Annotated in this window: 17 protein-coding genes; 10 read left to right on the top strand and 7 right to left on the bottom strand. The window is 74.7% G+C overall.

The genetic code is table 11. From position 1 onward, the window contains the following. Positions 1–26 precede the first annotated feature (26 nt). The 4 genes from IF19_RS0120215 (at position 27) to IF19_RS0120200 (ending at position 3,243) form a co-directional block, all read left to right on the top strand. Positions 27–749, top strand: a complete 723-nt coding sequence (locus IF19_RS0120215; protein WP_381359869.1) for a DNA alkylation repair protein — start codon at positions 27–29, stop codon at positions 747–749. Between the two features lie 109 nt (positions 750–858). Next, a complete protein-coding gene (locus tag IF19_RS1000000136300; RefSeq protein WP_107047596.1) occupies positions 859–1,053 on the top strand; it encodes a hypothetical protein in 195 nt (64 codons plus the stop codon). A 99-nt stretch (positions 1,054–1,152) separates the two neighbouring features. Then, the gene (gene tuf / locus IF19_RS0120205; RefSeq protein ID WP_030118935.1) at positions 1,153–2,328 is read left to right on the top strand and encodes an elongation factor Tu; all 1,176 of its coding nucleotides are present in this window, start codon (positions 1,153–1,155) and stop codon (positions 2,326–2,328) included. A gap of 69 nt (positions 2,329–2,397) precedes the next feature. Further along, positions 2,398–3,243, top strand: a complete 846-nt coding sequence (locus IF19_RS0120200; RefSeq protein ID WP_030276592.1) for a spermidine synthase — start codon at positions 2,398–2,400, stop codon at positions 3,241–3,243. 45 nt (positions 3,244–3,288) lie between these two features. On the opposite strand, the gene IF19_RS0120195 is transcribed toward IF19_RS0120200, so the two are convergent. Next, on the bottom strand, positions 3,289–4,383 hold the full coding sequence (locus tag IF19_RS0120195) for a DUF8017 domain-containing protein (RefSeq protein WP_030118932.1): 1,095 nt from the start codon (positions 4,381–4,383) through the stop codon (positions 3,289–3,291). A 121-nt stretch (positions 4,384–4,504) separates the two neighbouring features. Here IF19_RS0120195 and IF19_RS0120190 point away from each other — a divergent pair, with 121 nt between their 5' ends. Next, positions 4,505–4,942, top strand: coding sequence for a DUF4442 domain-containing protein (locus tag IF19_RS0120190; RefSeq protein WP_030118931.1), 438 nt, complete (start codon positions 4,505–4,507; stop codon positions 4,940–4,942). A gap of 206 nt (positions 4,943–5,148) precedes the next feature. Here the strand turns inward: IF19_RS0120190 and IF19_RS0120185 are convergent, their stop codons facing one another. Beyond that, positions 5,149–5,679: a gamma carbonic anhydrase family protein gene (locus IF19_RS0120185; protein ID WP_030118930.1), complete on the bottom strand. Its 531-nt coding sequence runs from the start codon at positions 5,677–5,679 to the stop codon at positions 5,149–5,151. Between the two features lie 133 nt (positions 5,680–5,812). On the opposite strand from IF19_RS0120185, the gene IF19_RS0120180 reads away from it, so the two are divergent. Further along, positions 5,813–6,562 carry an acyltransferase gene (locus IF19_RS0120180; RefSeq protein ID WP_030118929.1) on the top strand — a complete coding sequence of 250 codons (750 nt, stop codon included), beginning with the start codon at positions 5,813–5,815 and terminating at the stop codon, positions 6,560–6,562. 204 nt (positions 6,563–6,766) lie between these two features. Beyond that, positions 6,767–7,360, top strand: a complete 594-nt coding sequence (locus tag IF19_RS0120175) for a helix-turn-helix domain-containing protein (protein ID WP_030118928.1) — start codon at positions 6,767–6,769, stop codon at positions 7,358–7,360. 40 nt (positions 7,361–7,400) lie between these two features. On the opposite strand, the gene IF19_RS0120170 is transcribed toward IF19_RS0120175, so the two are convergent. Further along, positions 7,401–8,237, bottom strand: a complete 837-nt coding sequence (locus IF19_RS0120170) for an AAC(3) family N-acetyltransferase (protein WP_030120971.1) — start codon at positions 8,235–8,237, stop codon at positions 7,401–7,403. 153 nt (positions 8,238–8,390) lie between these two features. Further along, entirely contained in the window at positions 8,391–8,837 is a 447-nt protein-coding gene (locus tag IF19_RS0120165) for a CoA-binding protein (protein WP_030118926.1), read from the bottom strand. Between the two features lie 75 nt (positions 8,838–8,912). Here IF19_RS0120165 and IF19_RS0120160 point away from each other — a divergent pair, with 75 nt between their 5' ends. The 3 genes from IF19_RS0120160 (at position 8,913) to IF19_RS0120150 (ending at position 13,935) form a co-directional block, all read left to right on the top strand. Further along, positions 8,913–9,545 (top strand): YigZ family protein, encoded by a 633-nt coding sequence (locus IF19_RS0120160; RefSeq protein WP_030118925.1) that lies wholly within the window; start codon positions 8,913–8,915, stop codon positions 9,543–9,545. Between the two features lie 215 nt (positions 9,546–9,760). Beyond that, positions 9,761–10,930 (top strand): exonuclease SbcCD subunit D, encoded by a 1,170-nt coding sequence (locus IF19_RS0120155; RefSeq protein WP_030118924.1) that lies wholly within the window; start codon positions 9,761–9,763, stop codon positions 10,928–10,930. Next, positions 10,927–13,935, top strand: a complete 3,009-nt coding sequence (locus tag IF19_RS0120150) for an AAA family ATPase (RefSeq protein WP_030276591.1) — start codon at positions 10,927–10,929, stop codon at positions 13,933–13,935. The genes IF19_RS0120155 and IF19_RS0120150 overlap by 4 nt, the downstream gene beginning before the upstream one ends. 56 nt (positions 13,936–13,991) lie before the next feature. Here the strand turns inward: IF19_RS0120150 and IF19_RS0120145 are convergent, their stop codons facing one another. The 3 genes from IF19_RS0120145 to IF19_RS0120135 all read right to left on the bottom strand — a co-directional run bounded on the left by IF19_RS0120145 (position 13,992) and on the right by IF19_RS0120135 (position 17,289). After that, positions 13,992–14,891 (bottom strand): ATP-grasp domain-containing protein, encoded by a 900-nt coding sequence (locus IF19_RS0120145; RefSeq protein ID WP_030118804.1) that lies wholly within the window; start codon positions 14,889–14,891, stop codon positions 13,992–13,994. Between the two features lie 53 nt (positions 14,892–14,944). Further along, a complete protein-coding gene (locus IF19_RS0120140) occupies positions 14,945–16,633 on the bottom strand; it encodes a DUF885 domain-containing protein (protein WP_030118805.1) in 1,689 nt (562 codons plus the stop codon). Between the two features lie 176 nt (positions 16,634–16,809). Next, complete coding sequence (locus IF19_RS0120135) at positions 16,810–17,289, bottom strand: Lrp/AsnC family transcriptional regulator (protein ID WP_030118806.1); 480 nt, start codon at positions 17,287–17,289, stop codon at positions 16,810–16,812. Positions 17,290–17,291: the final 2 nt, after the last annotated feature.

The following is a 17,291-nucleotide window of genomic DNA, read 5'->3' as shown; positions in this document are numbered from 1 at the left end:
CGAAAAGGGCGTGTGATCGCCGTAATGTGCGTCGCGTGAGCCCAGCACCAGCCGTCCCCGCCCCGCCCGGGAGCCCGCTCGCCGACGCCGTCCTCACGCGGCTCGTCGCGGCGTACGCCCCGGCCGCCGACCCCGTACGGGCGCAGGGCGCCGCCGCGTACATGAAGCACGTCGCGCCCTTCCTCGGGATCCCCACCCCGGAGCGCCGTGCCCTGTCGCGGACCGTCCTGGCGGGTCTCGGGCGGCCGGACGAACGCGACTGCGCGGCGGTCGCGCTGCGCTGCTGGCGGCTGCCGGAGCGGGAGTACCAGTACTTCGCCGCCGACTACCTCCGCCGGTACGCGAACCGCTGCACCTCCGGCTTCCTGCCCGTCCTGCACCACCTGGTCACCACCGTCCCCTGGTGGGACACGGTCGACGTGCTCGCCGCGCATGTCGCGGGCCCCCTGGTGGCCGCCGACCCGGCGATGGTCCGCGCGATGGACCGGTGGATCGACGACCCCAGCCTCTGGGCGGCCAGAACCGCCCTGCTGCACCAACTGCGCTACAAGGAGGCCACCGACGCCGACCGGCTGTTCGGCTACTGCCTGCGCCGGGCGGACCACCCCGACTTCTTCGTCCGCAAGGCGATCGGCTGGGCCCTGCGCGAGTACGCCAAGACCGACCCCGCCGCCGTACGCGACTTCGTCGAGGGGGCCCGGGACCGCCTGTCGCCGCTCTCCGCGCGCGAGGCGCTCAAGAACCTCTGAATCCGCACGCGAGGCTCAAGTACCTCTGAGGCCCGGGGTCTTCCGCGACGAGGGAAGGGGCCGGGAAAAGCATTCGACGCGCTCACCGTCCTCGGCCATGATCAGGGGCATGTTCCGGTACGCCTTCCTCGCAGCGCCGTCCGCAGTCGCGGACGCGCCGAAGGCTGCCGGGAACGACGCGGTCGCCGTGGCCCTCGCCCCGGCCGCGTCCGCAGCGGTCGCCGCGACGGCGGCACTCGCGGCAGCAGGCGTCGCAGCGGCGTGCACCGCTGCCGCGGCGCCCATCGGCGGCGCCCGAAGCTGACCCTCCTCCGACAGTCCGGCGGACCCCGCAAGGGGAGGGTCGGCGGAGCCCCGGGGTCCACCTCTCTTCTCAGCTTCGCGTTCTCCGAAGGAACCAGCCATGTCCAAGACGGCATACGTGCGCACCAAGCCGCACCTCAACATCGGCACCATGGGCCACGTCGACCACGGCAAGACCACCCTCACCGCCGCCATCACCAAGGTCCTCAGCGAGCGCGGCGGCGGTTCCACCTCCTACGTGTCCTTCGACCGGATCGACCGGGCCCCCGAGGAGGCCCAGCGCGGCATCACCATCAACATCGCGCACGTCGAGTACGAGACCGACACCCGCCACTACGCCCACGTCGACATGCCCGGTCACGCCGACTACATCAAGAACATGGTCACGGGAGCGGCGCAGCTCGACGGGGCGATCCTCGTCGTCTCCGCGCTCGACGGGATCATGCCGCAGACCGCCGAGCACGTCCTGCTGGCCCGTCAGGTGGGCGTCGACCACATCGTGGTCGCGCTCAACAAGGCCGACGCGGGCGACCCCGAGCTGACCGACCTGGTCGAGCTGGAGGTCCGCGACCTGCTCTCCGCGCACGGGTACGGCGGTGACTCTGTCCCCGTGGTCCGGGTCTCCGGGCTCAAGGCGCTGGAGGGCGACCCGCGCTGGACGGCGGCGATCGAGGGGCTGCTGGACGCCGTCGACACGTACGTACCGATGCCGGTGCGCTACACCGACGCCCCGTTCCTGCTCTCCGTCGAGAACGTCCTGACCATCACCGGCCGGGGCACCGTAGTCACCGGCGCCGTCGAGCGCGGCACCGTCCGCGTCGGGGACCGGGTCCAGGTGCTGGGCGCGGACGTCGAGACGGTTGTCACCGGTCTGGAGACCTTCGGCAAGCCGATGGAGTCCGCCGAGGCCGGGGACAACGTCGCGCTGCTGCTGCGCGGCGTGGAGCGCGACCGCGTCCGACGCGGCCATGTCGTGGCCGCGCCCGGCAGCGTCACGCCGAGCCGCCGGTTCACCGCTCAGGTGTACGTGCTGTCGGCGAAGGAGGGCGGCCGCACCACCCCGGTCGCCACCGGCTACCGGCCGCAGTTCTACATCCGTACGGCGGACGTCGTCGGCGACGTCGACCTCGGCGAGGCGGCCGTCGCGCGCCCGGGCGACACGGTCACCATGACCGTGGAGCTCGGCCGGGACGTGCCGCTGGAGTCCGGCCTCGGCTTCGCGATCCGCGAGGGCGGCCGGACGGTCGGCGCGGGCACGGTCACCGCGCTGCTCTGACGTCCACCGCGGCCCGTCATCCCGGTCAGGGGTGGCGGGCCGCAGTGCGGGCGAGGGGACAATGGAAGGGTGAACGAGCCGATACCCGTCATCCGCGAGGTCGACTGCGGCACCGCCCGGCTGCTGCCCGACGTGGACCGCGACCGGGCCTGGCTGCTCACGGTCGACGACGCGCCCCAGTCCTACGTCGACCTCGACGACCCGCACCACCTGGAGTTCGAGTACGTGCGGCGGCTCGCCCACGTCGTGGACGGCGCGGGGGAGCCCGGCGCGCCGCTGGACGTGCTGCACCTGGGCGGCGGGGCGCTGACCCTGCCCCGGTACGTGGCCGCGACGCGCCCCGGATCGCGGCAGGACGTCGTGGACGCCGACCGGGAGCTGCTGCGGCTGGTGGGCGAGCGGTTGCCGCTGCCCGCCGGGAGCGGGATCACCCTCCACGCGGCCGACGCCCGGGAGCGGCTGGAGGCGGCGGCCCCCGCCTCCGTGGACCTGCTGGTCGCGGACGTCTTCGGCGGGTCCCGGGTGCCGGCGCACCTCACCTCCGTCGAGTACGCGCGGGCCGCCGGCCGGGCGCTGCGCGAGGACGGGGTCTACGCGGCCAACCTGGCCGACAGCGCGCCGTTCGCCTTCCTCCGCTCCCAACTGGCCAACTTCGCCGGGGTCTTCCCCGAACTGGCGCTGATCGCGGAACCCGCGGTGCTGCGCGGACGGCGCTTCGGCAACGTCGTCCTGCTCGCCTCGTACGCGCCCCTCGACACGGCTCCGCTCGTCCGGCGCTGCGCGGCGGACGCCTTTCCCGCACGGGTCACCCACGGCCCGGCGCTCGCCCGGTTCACCGGCGCGGCCCGCCCGGTGGCGGACGCGGACGCGGTCGCCTCGCCCGAACCGCCCGCCGGGGCCTTCAGCGTCGGCTGAGGCTCCCGACGGGCGGTCCGGAGCGGGTCGGGGACGGGAGGAGGCTCAGCCGGTGGGCTCGCCCGAGAGGCGGACCGTGCTCAGGATCTGCTGGACGGTGGTGTCCGGCAGCTCCTCCTTGACGCCGGTGGGGCCGTAGAGGACCCAGGTGGAGAAGTCACCCTTGGAGTTCTTGAAGGAGAACGCGATCGACTTCCCGTCGGTGTCGCACTTCCCCTTGTTGGCCAGTCCCAGGGCGGTGGCCTCGACGACGCTGCCGGAGAGGCCCGACTTGGTGGTGAAGGGCTTGGGCTTGCCGACCTTGACCTTGGACTTCGGGTCGAGCTGGGCGTAGGCGGCCCACACGAAGTTGCCGGCCTCGGCCGTCGCGGCCTCGTCGCTGTTCTTGGCGCCCCGGGCGCCCTTCGTACCGACGCCGGCGAGCTCGCTCTCCTCCTCGCGGCCGTCACCGTCGGAGTCGTCGACGCACCACTTGCTCTTGTAGTAGGCGGGTGCGGAGAAGCCGGCGACCGGCGTCCCGTCCTCCTTCTTGGCGTCCTCGAAACCGGCGAACGTCCCCGCGCTGGAGACCTCCCAGTCGCCGGGCACGTCGAACTGCGTGCCCCACTTGGGGTTGGTGACGACCTTCCAGCCCGGAATGAGCGGCTTGGGGTCGCTGTCGGAGCCGCGCGGGTTCTCCGCCGGCGCGGAGCCGGTGGCCGATTCGGTGGGCTTGGCGCTCGGCGACGCGGACTTCTTGTCGTCGGCGACGGTCTTGCCGCCGTCGTCGTCCTTGCCGAGCACCAGGAAGCCGGTTACGCCCGCCGTGATCACGACGGCGGTCGCCGCGATGATCGCCGTGATGGTGGTCTTCTTCTTGTCGTCGCCGGGCTTCGGCCCGCCGGGCGGACCCGGGACGGCGTACTGCGGCGCCGTCGGCTGCTGGTAGGGGTTGGGCTGCTGGTATCCCGGCTGCCCGCCGGGCGGCGGGCCCTGCGGATAGCCGTAGCCCGGCTCCGTCGGCTGCCCGTTATGGCCCTGCTGCGGATACCCCGGTTGCTGATAGGGGTTCGGCTGCTGGTACCCCGGCTGCTGGTACGGGTTCTGGTTCTGGTCCTGCGGGTTCTGCTCGCCCCCGGGCGGCTGCGTTCCTGGCCACATGGCCAGTAACCATAGATGGGCTGTGTGCCCACTTCTACGGCCGCCCTGTACCGGTGCCGTCACAAGGGGATGGCCAAACGGTTCTACTGGTGAGTAACATTCCGGCATGAGCGCTGAACAGATGACCGTGGGCGAGATGCTCGTCGCGACCGTTCCGATGGCCCGGACCCTGAACCTCGAATTCCTGGAGACCACCCCGGAGCGGGCCGTCGTCCGGCTGCCCGACCAGGCGGACTACCACAACCACCTCGGCGGGCCCCACGCCGGAGCGATGTTCACGCTCGCCGAGTCCGCCAGCGGCGCGATCGTCATCGCCGCCTTCGGCGACCAGATGACGCGTGCCGTGCCGCTCGCCGTGAAGGCCGAGATCGGCTACAAGAAGCTCGCCAAGGGCGAGGTCACCGCGACCGCGACCCTCGGCCGCCCCATCGCGGACGTCGTCGCCGAGCTGGACGCCGGCGAGCGGCCGGAATTCCCCGTCGCCATCGAGATCCGGCGGGCCGACGGGGCGGTCACGGGGGAGATGACCGTCGTGTGGACCCTGCGCCCCAACAGCTGACCCGACGCCGTACGCCACCGCACCGGGCCGCCGCCCCTCCCGAGAAAGGGAGGGGCGGCGGCCCGGTCGCGTACGGCGAGGGCCCGGTCGCGGAGAACAGGCGCCCGCCACCCCTCGGCCCCGGCGCGCCATGAGCTTCTGCGCGCGCCTCGGACCCCCTGGCCCCCGCCCGCCCCGCCCCGCGCCGAGCCTCGACTCCGCGCGGCTCAGCCCCCGTGGGCCTCGCGGTGGGCCTTGGCCAGCTCCACGTACCCCGCCGCGTTGAAGCGGATGCCCTCCAGCTCCTCGGGGGTCAGCGGCCGCTTCACCTTCGCGGGCACACCGGCGACGAGCGACCCCGGCGGCACGCGCATCCCCTGCGGTACGAGCGCCTGCGCCGCGACCAGCGAACCCGCGCCGATGTGCGCCCCGTTCAGCACCGTGGCGCCCATGCCGACCAGCACGTCGTCCTCGATGACACAGCCGTGCAGCACCGCGTTGTGGCCCACCGAGACGCGTGCTCCCACGGACAGCGGGAACCCCGGGTCGGTGTGCACGCTGCAGTTGTCCTGGACATTGCTGTCCGCGCCGATCGAAATGGGGCCGCAGTCGGCGCGCAGCACCGCCTGGTACCAGACGCTGGAGCCCGCCGCGAGCGTGACCTCGCCGATCACCACGGAGGTGGGGGCCGTGAACGCGTCCGCGTCGACGTCCGGCTCCTTGCCGCCGATGCCCGTGATCAACGCCTGCTCCGCCATCGCCTGCTCCTTCGCGCCGGTGTGGTGCCGACTCACACGGTAGGGGACCGCTCCCCGGGGCCGTCGCGCAGTGGGGCGAACATCACAGGTCATCGCACGGATCGCCCACCGCGCCGCCGACTACCGTGAGCGCGTGCCGACCAACCGAAACACGTTCTCCTTCCTCGCCCGCCTCCCGCGCCGCGCCGCCTCCCGCGCGGTCCACCGCGGCTGGTCCTGGGCGCAGCGAGCGGGCGCGGTCACCGCCGAGCACCCCGGCCGGCTGCGGTTCGGCGCGATCGGCCCCGGCACCCGGCTCGCCTTCCCGCAGGGAACCGTGTTCGGGGAGCCCTGGATCGAGCTGGGCGCGCACTGCGTCATCGGCGAGCAGGTCACGCTCACCGCCGGAATGATGCCGGACCTGGACCTGGGCGCCGACACCGTCCTCACCCTGGGCGACGGGGTGGTCCTGGGGCGCGGCAGCCACGTGATAGCGGACACGACGGTCACCATCGGCTCGGACACGTACTGCGGCCCGTACGTCTACATCACCTCGACGAACCACAGCTACGACGACCCGCACGAGCCCGTGGGCAAGCAGTGGCCCCGGATGGAACCGGTGTCGATCGGCCCCGGCTGCTGGATAGGGACCGGCGCGGTGATCCTGCCCGGGGCCCGCCTCGGCCGGAACGTGGTGGTCGCGGCGGGCGCGGTCGTCCGGGGCGAGGTCCCCGACCACGCGGTGGTCGCCGGGGCGCCCGCCCGCGTCGTACGCAGCTGGGACGCGGAGAAGGGGTGGCAGCCGCCCCTGCGGACGCCCGCGCCCGTGCCGATACCCGAGGGCGTCACGCCCGAACAACTGCTCGCCCTCGGCGAAGCCGACGAGGCGCGGAACACCCCGTAGGACCGCCCGGAGCACCCGCACGCCGGAGGTACGGGCTGGTGGACGCGGGCGTTCCCCGACCGGCGGTGCAATATTCTTGACCCCGGCATGCGCCGTACGCGACTCAGCCACTCGCGCCCGGCACTGGCCGCGGGCGTCCGCATCCGGGCCCCGCGCACCCGCGCCCGGGTGCCCCCACTCCGCCATCCACCGCAGGGAGGGTACGTGTCCGACCTCGACCAGCTCACCCAGTCGCTGGCCCGCAACCTCAAACGCTGGCGCGGTGAGCGCGGCTTCACCCTCGACGCCCTCGCCGCCCGCGCCGGGGTCAGCCGGGGGATGATCATCCAGATCGAGCAGGCACGGACGAACCCGAGCGTCGGCACCACGGTGAAGCTGGCCGACGCCCTCGGCGTCAGCATCACCACCCTCCTCGACCACGAGCAGGGCGCCCAGGTCCGGCTGGTCCCGGAGAGCCGGGCCGTCCGCATGTGGTCCACCGAGGCGGGCAGCTCCACCACCCTGCTGGTCGGCGCGGAGGCCCGCGGCCCGCTCGAACTGTGGACCTGCCGGCTGATGCCGGGGGAGGGCACCACCTCCGACCCGCACCCCGAGGGCACCGTCGAACTCCTCCACGTGACCGGGGGCGAGCTGACGCTCCTCGTCGACGGACGTACGCATCCGGTCCCCGCCGGGACCTCGGCCGCCTTCGAGGCGCACGTACCGCACGGCTACCGCAACGAGGGCGACGAACCGACCGCGTTCACGATGACGGTCGCCATCCCGCCCGTGCGCCGATCCGCCCCCGGGAACGCTTGATCCTCCCGGTCCCGCACGCGGTTCCCCCGGGTGCGCCCGCTCAGCCGTCGCACCGGGGCCGGCGCCCGGTGAGCCAGAGCGCGGCGAAGTCGACGGCCGCCCGCAGCCGCAGCAGCCTGCACTCCGCCGCGCCCACCCGCCCCGTCGCCACGTCGCCTGTGCCCGCGGCCTCCTCGAAGGCCGCGCCCAGGGCCGGGAAGTCCCCGTCGTCCAGGGCGACGTCCTCGTACTCCCACCAGCGGCGCACCCCGTGCGGCGCGACCACGCACCGGTAGTTCCCGCGCGGGGGGGCCGGCACCCGGTACTCGCCCAGGTGGAACGCCGTGCACGTGCCGTACCCGGTGCCGAGCAGCAGGATCTTGGCGTCCGCCTCGTACAGGCGGGCCAGCGGCGAGTCCTCCCCGAGGTGGCAGTCGGGGCGGTGCCCGGCGAGCAGCCGGTGCGCCCGGGGGCCGAGCGCGGCGAACGAGGTCTGCGGATGCGCGCTGCGCCCGGCCCCCGGCGCCGTCCGCACGGTCTCGGCCAGCACGCCCATCGACGGCGCGGGCGTCAGCGCCGGATCGTACGGATCCATCGCGGCGCGTACGGCCTCCACGGCGGCGGCGTCCAGGCCCCGCACCCGGGCGCGGTAGTGCGGGGAGGTGTCGGAGTTCTCCGGGGTGAAGGAGGGCACCACGACCGTGCCCTCCGGCCCCACCGCCCGGCGCAGCGCGGCCAGCACCCCCCGCGCCCCGCCGGCCACCGGGCCCAGCGACCGCAGCGAGGCGTGCACCAGGAGCACGTCCCCGGGCCGGACGCCCAGCCCGCTCAGCGCCCCCGCCGTGCCGGACGGGTCGGCGCCGGCGGTGCGGTCGGGCGCTTCACGTACGTCGTCCACGGCGGGGATTCTGCCCACCCCGGCCCCCGCCGCACACCCGGACGGCCCCTCCTGCGTACGGCACGGTCCGCCGCCCGGCACCTGACCGCCCGACCGGCCCGGCGGGTGGCCCACGCCGACCGGCTCTGCCCGGCCGGCCCGGCGGGTGTCCCCTCAGACCGCCCCGTCGAGCCGGGGGATCTCGATGGCGGGGCACCGGTCCATGATCATGTCCAGGCCGGCCGCGCGGGTCCGCGCGAAGGCGTCCGGGTCCACGACGCCGAGCTGGAACCAGACCGCCTTCGCGCCCACCGCCACCGCCTCGTCCGCGACGGCGCCGGCCAGCTCGCTGTTGACGAACACGTCCACCACGTCGACCGGGAAGGGGATGTCGGCGAGCGAGGCGTACCCCTGCTCGCCGTGCACGCTCTCGGCCTTCGGGTGCACGGGCACCACCCGCTTCCCGAACCGTCGCAGGACCTCCGCCACGCCGTAGGCCGCCCGGGAGCGGTTGCCGGAGAGGCCCACCACCGCCCAGGTGTCGCCCGTCTCCCGTAGGATCCGCCGGATCGTCGCGGGGTCCGCGTGCGTGCTGTTCGTGTCCGTGCCCTCTGTCGTCATGTCCGGACAACCGGCGGGGCCCGCCCGATCATTCCCGCCGGGGCCCGGCCGCGCGGCGGCGCATAGGGTGGACGGATGCAGGAGCAGTACCGGACCGTCGCCCGCGCGGGTGTGCACGAGAGCGAGATCAACCGATCCCGTTTCCTGTGCTCCCTCGCCCCCGCCGCCACCGAGGAGGAGGCGCAGGAGTTCGTCGCCCGCGTCCGCAAGGAGCACCCGACCGCCACCCACAACTGCTACGCGTACGTGATCGGCGCCGACGCCTCCGTGCAGAAGGCGAGCGACGACGGCGAACCCGGCGGCACCGCGGGCGTCCCCATGCTCCAGATGCTGATGCGGCGCGAGGTGCGGTACGTCGCGGCGGTCGTCACCCGCTACTACGGCGGGGTCAAACTCGGGGCCGGCGGGCTGATCCGGGCGTACGGGGGCGTGGTCGGCGAGGCGCTCGACGCGCTCGGCACCCTCACCCGGCAGCGCTTCCGGCTCGCCACGGTCCGGATCGACCACCAGCGCGCCGGAAAGCTGGAGAACGATCTGCGGGCCACCGGGCGGGACGTGCGCGAGGTGCGCTACGCCGAGGCCGTCACCATCGAGCTGGGCCTGCCCGACGCCGACGTCGAGGCGTTCACCGGGTGGCTGGCCGACGCCACCGCCGGGACCGCCGTCCTGGAACTGGGCGGCGAGGCGTACGGCGATGTGAGCGCGTGAGGGGGACGGCGGCTCCACGGCCCCGGCCCGTGCGCGGGGGAGCGGACGACCGGGATGAGGGCAATCCCACGCCCGCGGGACCCATGACCGATGCGGGTCCGACGGGCCGACGGCGTTAGCGTGGTCGCTGCCGGGCGGCATCACGGGCCGCCGGTGCGCGGCCCACGGGGTGGAGGACGAGTGACGATGCAGGCCACAACCGGCGGAGTGGTCACATGAGGCTCCTGCACACCTCGGACTGGCATCTGGGCCGGTCCTTCCACCGCGTCCCCCTGCTCGACGCCCAGTCCGCCTACCTCGACCACCTCGTGGCGACCGTCCGGGAGCGCGAGGTGGACGCGGTCCTCGTCGCCGGCGACGTCTACGACCGGGCCGTCCCGCCGCTCACCGCCGTCGAGCTGTTCGACCGGGCGCTGCACCGGCTCGCCGCCGAAGGCGTGCCCACCGTCATGATCTCCGGCAACCACGACTCGGCCCGCCGGCTCGGCGTCGGCGCGGGCCTCTTCGAACGGGCCGGCATCCATCTGCGGACCGACCCCGAGAACTGCGCCACCCCGGTCGTCCTCGCCGACGACCACGGGGACGTGGCGTTCTACGGGCTGCCCTACCTGGAACCGGCCCTGGTCAAGGACGCCCTGGGGGCCGCGAAGGCCGGCCACGAGGCGGTCCTCACCGCCGCCATGGACCGGGTCCGCGCCGACCTCGCCACCCGTCCCGCCGGGACCCGCTCCGTCGTCCTCGCCCACGCCTTCGTGGCGGGCGGCGAGCCCAGCGACAGCGAACGCGACATCACCGTCGGCGGGGTCGCCGCCGTCCCCGCCGGGGTCTTCGACGGCGTCGACTACGCGGCCCTGGGACATCTGCACGGCTCCCAGCGGGTCACCGCCCGGGTCCGCTACTCCGGCTCCCCGCTCGCGTACTCCTTCTCCGAGGCAGACCACCGCAAGACGATGTGGCTGATCGACCTCGACGGCGACGGGGACATCGCCGCCGAGGAGCGGATCGACTGCCCCGTGGAGCGCCCCCTTGCCCGCCTCCGCGGCCGTCTCGACACGCTGCTGGAGGACCCCGCCCTGGACCGCCACGAGCACGCCTGGGTCGAGGCGACCCTCACCGACCCCGTGCGCCCCGCCGACCCGATGGCCCGGCTCACCCGGCGCTTCCCCCACACCCTCAGCCTCGTCTTCGACCCCGAGCGGCCGCCGGACGACCCCGGCGCCACCTACGCCCAGCGGCTGAAGGGCCGCGACGACCACCAGATCGCCGAGGACTTCGTCGCCCACGTCCGCGGCGGCAGCGGCCCGAACGACCTCGAACGCACCGTGCTGCGCGCCGCGTTCGACGACGTACGGGTGGACGGGACCGTGCGCGAGGTGTCCCGGTGAGACTGCACCGCCTGAGCATCACGGCCTTCGGCCCGTTCGGCGCCACCCAGGAAGTCGACTTCGACGCCCTCTCCTCCGCCGGCCTCTTCCTCCTCCACGGGCCCACCGGCGCGGGCAAGACCTCCGTCCTGGACGCCGTCTGCTTCGCCCTCTACGGAACGGTCCCCGGCGCCCGCCAGAGCCCCGGCGCGTCCCTGCGCAGCGACCACGCGCCCCCCGGCCTGCCGACCGAGGTCCAGCTCGAACTCACCGTCGGCGGCCGCCGCCTGGAAGTCACCCGGAGCCCCTCCCAGCCGCGCCCCAAGAAGCGGGGCGAGGGCTTCACCATGGAGAAGGCGCAGAGCCGGCTGCGCGGATACGACCCCGAGCGCGGCTGGCACGCCCTCAGCAAGTCGCACCAGGAGATCGGCGAGGAGCTGACCCAGCTCATCGGCATGAGCCGCGACCAGTTCTGCCAGGTCGTGCTGTTGCCGCAGGGCGACTTCGCGCGCTTCCTGCGCGCGGACGCCGAGGCGCGCGGCCGGCTCCTCGGCCGGCTCTTCGACACCCGCCGCTTCGCCGCCGTCGAGGAGCGCCTCGCCGAACTGCGCCGGGGCGCCGAGGCCAAGGTCACCGCCGCCGACGAACGCGTCCTCGCCCTCGCCCAGCGCACCGCCCAGGCGGCCGGGCCCGCCGGCGTCGAGGCCGCGCCGGTCACCGCCCGGCCCGGCGAACCGGGCCTCGCCGAAGCCGTGTTGGCGTGGGCCGCGATCGCCCGCTCCACCGCCCGCGAACGGCTGGACACCGCCCACGCGGCGCTGGCGGCGGCCGAGGAGCGCCAACGGGCCGCCCGCCGCGCGCTGGAGGCCGAACGCGAACTGGCCCGGCTCCAGCAGCGGTACGCGGAGACACTGCGGCGTGCCGAGGCCCTGGAGGAGCGGCGGGGCGAACACGACGCCTGCCAGGAGCGGCTGGAGCGCGCCCGCAGGGCCGACCGGGTCGCCCCGGCGCTGGAGCTGCGCGAGGAGGCCGAGCGGGCGTACCGGGCCGCGAGCGACGGTCTCGACCGGGCCCGGTCGCTGCTGTCCCCGGAGCTGCGTGACGCGGGCGCCGACCGGCTGGCCGAGCTGGAACGGACGTTCCAGCAGGAGCTGTACGCCCTCGACGCGGCACGGGAGGCCGAGGAGCGCAGCGCCGAAATCGACGGGGAGCGCCTTCGCCTGAACCGGGAGGCCCGGGCCGACGACGAGCTGATCCGCGACGCGGACGCGTGGCTCGCCGACTGGGACACCACCCGTACGGCCCTCAAGGAGCGCGTCGACGCCTCGCAGGAGGCCGCCACCCGCGCCGAGCAGCTCGCCGGACTCCTCGCCCCGGCCCGCCGCCGTCTGGACGCGGCACACCGCCGTGACGCGCTCGCCGCCGACGTACGGCAGGCGGAGGACCGGCTGACCGGCGCCCGCGAACAGGAGCTGGACGCCCGGAAGTCCTGGCTGGACCTGCGGGAGCGCCGACTGCGGGGCATCGCGGCCGAGCTGGCCTCCGGTCTCGTCGCGGGCGAGCCCTGCACGGTCTGCGGCTCGGCCGAGCACCCGGCCCCCGCCAGCCCCGGCGACGGCCATGTCGACCGGGCCACGGAGGAGCGGGCGCTCGCCGCTCAGCGGTCGGCCGAGGAAGCCCGCGCCCACGCGGAACAGCAGCTCGGACGGGTACGCGAACGGCACGCGGCGGCCGAGACGGAAGCCCGTGGGGACGACGGCCACACATCCTTCGCCGTGGCCGAACTCCAGTCCCGGGCCGACCGGTTGGCCGACGAGCACGCCGAGGCCCACCGCCTCGCCGCCGCGACGAACCCGGCACGCGAGGCGCTCGCCGCCGCCGAGCGGGAGCACGCCGAGCGGCTGGAGCGGCGGCAGGAGGCGCACGGCCGGATGTCCGCCCGTACCGCCGCCCGCGAGGCCCTCGACGCCGAACAGGCCCGCCTGGCGGAGCGGATCGCGGCGGCCCGGGGCGCGTCGGCGTCCGTCGCGGAGCGCGCGGACCGGCTGACCCGCCGCGTGGCGCGCCTCGCCGACGCCGCCACGGCCGTCCACGCCGAGCAGGAGGCGGCGCGGCGCCGGAAGGAGGCCGACGACCGGCTCTCCGACGCGGCCTTCAAGGCCGGGTTCGACACCCCGGAGGCCGCCGCAGCGACGCTCCTCGGCGCGGCCGGGCAGCGAGAGCTCCAGCACCGCCTTGACGCCTGGCAGGCGGAGGCGGCGGCGGTCGCGGACCGGCGCGCCGAACGCGACGCGCGCGAGGCCGCCGGGCGCCCGGCCGCCCGGCCCGAGGCGGCCGAGAGCGTCCACGAGACGGCGGAACGGCTGCTGCGGGAGGCCGCCTCGGCCCGCGCGGCGGCCCGGGACCGGTGCGCCGAACTCGACCGGCTCTCGGAACAGGCCGCCGACGAGGTCCGCCGACTGGGACCGGTGCGCCAGGAGTACGAGCGGATCGCCCGCCTCGCGGGGCTGGCGGCGGGCACCTCCGCCGACAACGAACGCAAGATGCGCCTGGAGTCGTACGTCCTGGCCGCCCGCCTCGAACAGGTGGCGGCCGCCGCCACCGCCCGGCTGCGGCGGATGTCCTCCGGCCGCTACACGCTGGTCCATTCCGACGCCCGCACCGGCGGTCGCCGCGCCGGGCTCGGGCTGCACGTGGTCGACGCCTGGACCGGCGGCGAACGCGACACCGCGACCCTGTCCGGCGGCGAGACGTTCTTCGCGTCGCTGGCCCTCGCCCTGGGCCTCGCCGACGTGGTGACCGAGGAGGCCGGCGGCGTACGCCTGGACACCCTCTTCATCGACGAGGGGTTCGGCAGCCTGGACGACCAGACGCTGGACGAGGTGCTCGACGTGCTGGACTCCCTGCGGGAGCGGGACCGCAGCGTGGGCATCGTCAGCCACGTCGCCGACCTGCGCCGCCGGATCCCGGCCCGGCTCGAAGTGGTGAAGGAGCGTCAGGGGTCCTCCGTGCGCCACCGGTTGTGACCGCGCGCACGCGGCCCCCACGAACCGGTCGCCGTGGCCGCCGGGTCCCGGAGTGCTCAGCGGGCGCCCGAAGGATCTCGGCGTGCCTCGGCGGCGGCCAGCGCGGCGAACAGGTCACCCGTGTCCGCCCCGGCGGGCACCCCGCTGACCTGGCCGTCCCCGACCTCCACCACCCGCCACGCCCCGTCCTCGCGCAGCGCCAGATCGGTGGTGACCCAGCGCAGCCCCAGACGTGCCACTGCCTCCCGGACGGAGGAGAGTTCGGGCGCGGGGACCCGGTCGGGGGTGTCCGGGTGGGCGGTCGTCAGGACGGCCTCGCCGTCCACCCACCACACCCGTGCCTCGCCGCCCGCGACGAACGGTTCGAAGGACCGCACCACCAGGCCGCCCGCCAGGAACGTGCCCTGCAGTTCGACGAACCGGCCGACCACGGAGGCCAGTTGCCTCCGATCGGTGAGCTCCGGGACGTAACACGCCTCGTGCCACTCGTGTTTGCGGGACTTCACGTAGTCCTTCACGACGCCCGGCCCCGGACCCAGGGGCGCCGCGATCCGGGTCAGCGCGTCGGCGGCGGGCGGCGCGTCCGGAGCCATGGGATGCCAGACGCTGCGCGGAGTGAGGGCGGCGAACTCCTTGTACCATCCCGGGAGTTCATGGGCGCGCCGGTAGCCGGCGGCGCCGGTGAGCAGGGCGCAGCCCCGCGCACCGAGCGCCGCCTCCAGCTCCGCGTACCGGGCGGAGGGGATCATCCACCCCCGGTACCAGTACGGTCCGGAGTCCCGTGCGACCCGGGCCACCGCCCGGGCCGCGTCCCCGGCGAGCAGCGCGTCATGGTCGAGCAGTGCGATCCGGCCGCCGGCCGCACGCGCCGTCGCGACCTCCCCGGCGAACTGCGGATCGGGCCGTGCCGCCCTCAACGGGTCGGCGCAGAACAGGAATCCGTTCCGCTCGTTCATGAGACACCGCCTTCCCTCGGGAGCCGAGAACCGTACGCGCCACCCGGTCCGCTTCAGAGCCGGGACAGCTCGTCCACCAGGTCGTCCAGGCCCAGAGACCCCTGGGAGAGCGCCGCCATGTGCCAGGACTTCAGGTCGAACGCGTCACCGTGCGCGGCGCGCGCGTTCTCCCGGCCGAGCAGCCAGGCCCGCTCCCCGAGCTTGTAGCCGATGGCCTGGCCCGGCATGGACAGGTACCGGGTCAGCTCGCTCTCCACGAAGTCGGCCGGACGTCCGCTGTGGTCGCCGAAGAACTCCTGTGCCAGACCGGGCGTCCAGCGCTCGCCCGGGTGGAAGGGGGAGTCCGCGGGGATCTCCAGCTCCAGGTGCATGCCGATGTCGACGATCACGCGGCAGGCGCGCATCATCTGGGCGTCCAGGTAGCCGAGCCGCCGCTCCGGATCGGGCAGGAAGCCCAGCTCGTCCATCAGCCGCTCCGCGTACAGCGCCCAGCCCTCGGCGTTGGCGCTGACCATGCCGACCGACGCCTGGTAGCGGGAGAGGCTGTCGGCCACGTGTGTCCACTGCGCGATCTGCAGATGGTGGCCGGGCACGCCCTCGTGGTACCAGGTGGAGACCAGGTCGTACACCGGGAAGCGGGTCTCGCCCATGGTGGGCAGCCAGGTCCGCCCGGGACGGGAGAAATCCTCGGAGGGGCCGGTGTAGTACGGCGCGGCCGCCCCGCCGGGCGGCGCGATCCGGGACTCCACCTTCCGCACCCGCTCGGCGAGGTCGAAGTGCGTGCCGTCCAGCGCCTCGATCGCCTCGTCCATCAGGCCCTGCAGCCACTCGCGGACCTCGTCCACCCCTTCGATGTGCTTGCCGCGCACGTCGAGGTGGGCGAGCGCCTCCCAGGGGCCCGCCCCGGGCAGGATCTTTTCGGCCTCGGTCCGCATCTCGGCGAGCAGCCGGTGGTACTCCGACCAGCCGTACGCGTACGCCTCGTCGAGATCCAGGTCGGTGCCGTTGTACAGCCGCGACCAGCGGGCGTAGCGCTCCCGGCCGACCGGGTCCGGGGCGCCCTCGACCGCCGGGGCGTACACGTCGCGCATCCAGTCCCGCAGCGCCAGCACCGAGGCCGTCGCCCGCCCGGCCGCCTCGTCCAGCTCCGCCCGCAGCGAGGCGGGCCCGGGGGCGGCGAACTCCGCGAAGAACGACGGGCCCCCGCCCTCGCCGCCCCACTCGGTGAGCTGCCCGATGAACGTGGCGGTCGCGCGCGGGCCGCCGTACAGCTTGCGCTCCAGGCCCGCCGCCAGCGAGGCGCGGTACCCCTCGTACGCGGCGGGCACCGCGCGCAGCCGCTCCACGACCGCCGCCCAGTCCTCGTCCGTCGCGGTGGGCGTCAGCGTGAAGACCTCGGTGATGCTGTGGGCGGGCGACGAGAGGTTGGAGACGGTCCGCAGCCCCTCCTCGGCCTCGTGCACGGCGAGTTCCGCCGTCAGCCGCTCCCGCAGCAGCCGCCCGCAGCGCCGCTCGGCGTCGCTGTCCGCGCCGGGAAGCCGCTCGGCGGCGTCCAGCTCGCGCAGGGTGGCGCGGAGGAGGTCGGCGGCCGCCGCCTGGCCGGCCGGTGAGAAGTCGGGCAGCCGGCGCGAGCTTTCGGGCACACCCAGATAGGTGCCCGTGATGGGGTCGAGTTCGATGAGTGCGTCGACGTAGGCGTCGGCGACCTGACGGGGCAGCGCGCTGCTCGAAGTGTCTGACATGCGGACATCCTCGTACGACGGTGCCCCTCCCGTCACCACCGGGGCCGCCCGGCGTCCGATCTCCGCCGGTCGGCCGGATGCCGTGCGCGGGGGCGCGGGGACGCAGGGGCAGGCCGACGCCCGGACGCCGGGGGTGCGGGGACGCCAGGGGCCGGCCGATGCCCGGACGCGACCGGTCAGTTCGCGGCGGGCGGCAGCAGCGGGCCGCACTCCCACTGCTGGAAGATCAGCCGGGTGTCCACCCGGGCCACCTCCCGGCGCGAGGTGAACTCGTCCAGCACCAGTCGCTGCAGATCCGCCGCGTCCGCCACGGCCACCTGCACCAGGTAGTCGTCGGGGCCGGTGAGGTGGAACAGCGCACGCGACTCCGGCAACGACCTGATCCGCTCGACGAACGGCCCGATCAACTCCCTGCGGTGCGGCCTGACCTGCACCAGGAGCAGCGCCTGGAGCCCCCGGCCCAGCTTCGCCGGATCGAGGCGCAGCCGGTCCCCGAGGATCACCCCGCCGCGGCGCAACCGGGCCACCCGGTCCAGACACGTCGAAGCGGCCACGCCGACCTCGGCCGCGAGCTCGCGGTACGTGGTCCGCGCATCGTTCTGCAGCAGCCGCAGAATGTGCAGATCCACCGGATCCAGAGCGAAGGAATCGGACATGC

The sequence above is a fragment of the Streptomyces californicus genome, assembly GCF_000717645.1.
Classification (GTDB): Bacteria; Actinomycetota; Actinomycetes; order Streptomycetales; family Streptomycetaceae; genus Streptomyces; species Streptomyces californicus.
The sequence above is the reverse complement of the archived record's forward strand: the minus strand, read 5'-3'. Positions and strand labels throughout refer to the sequence as shown.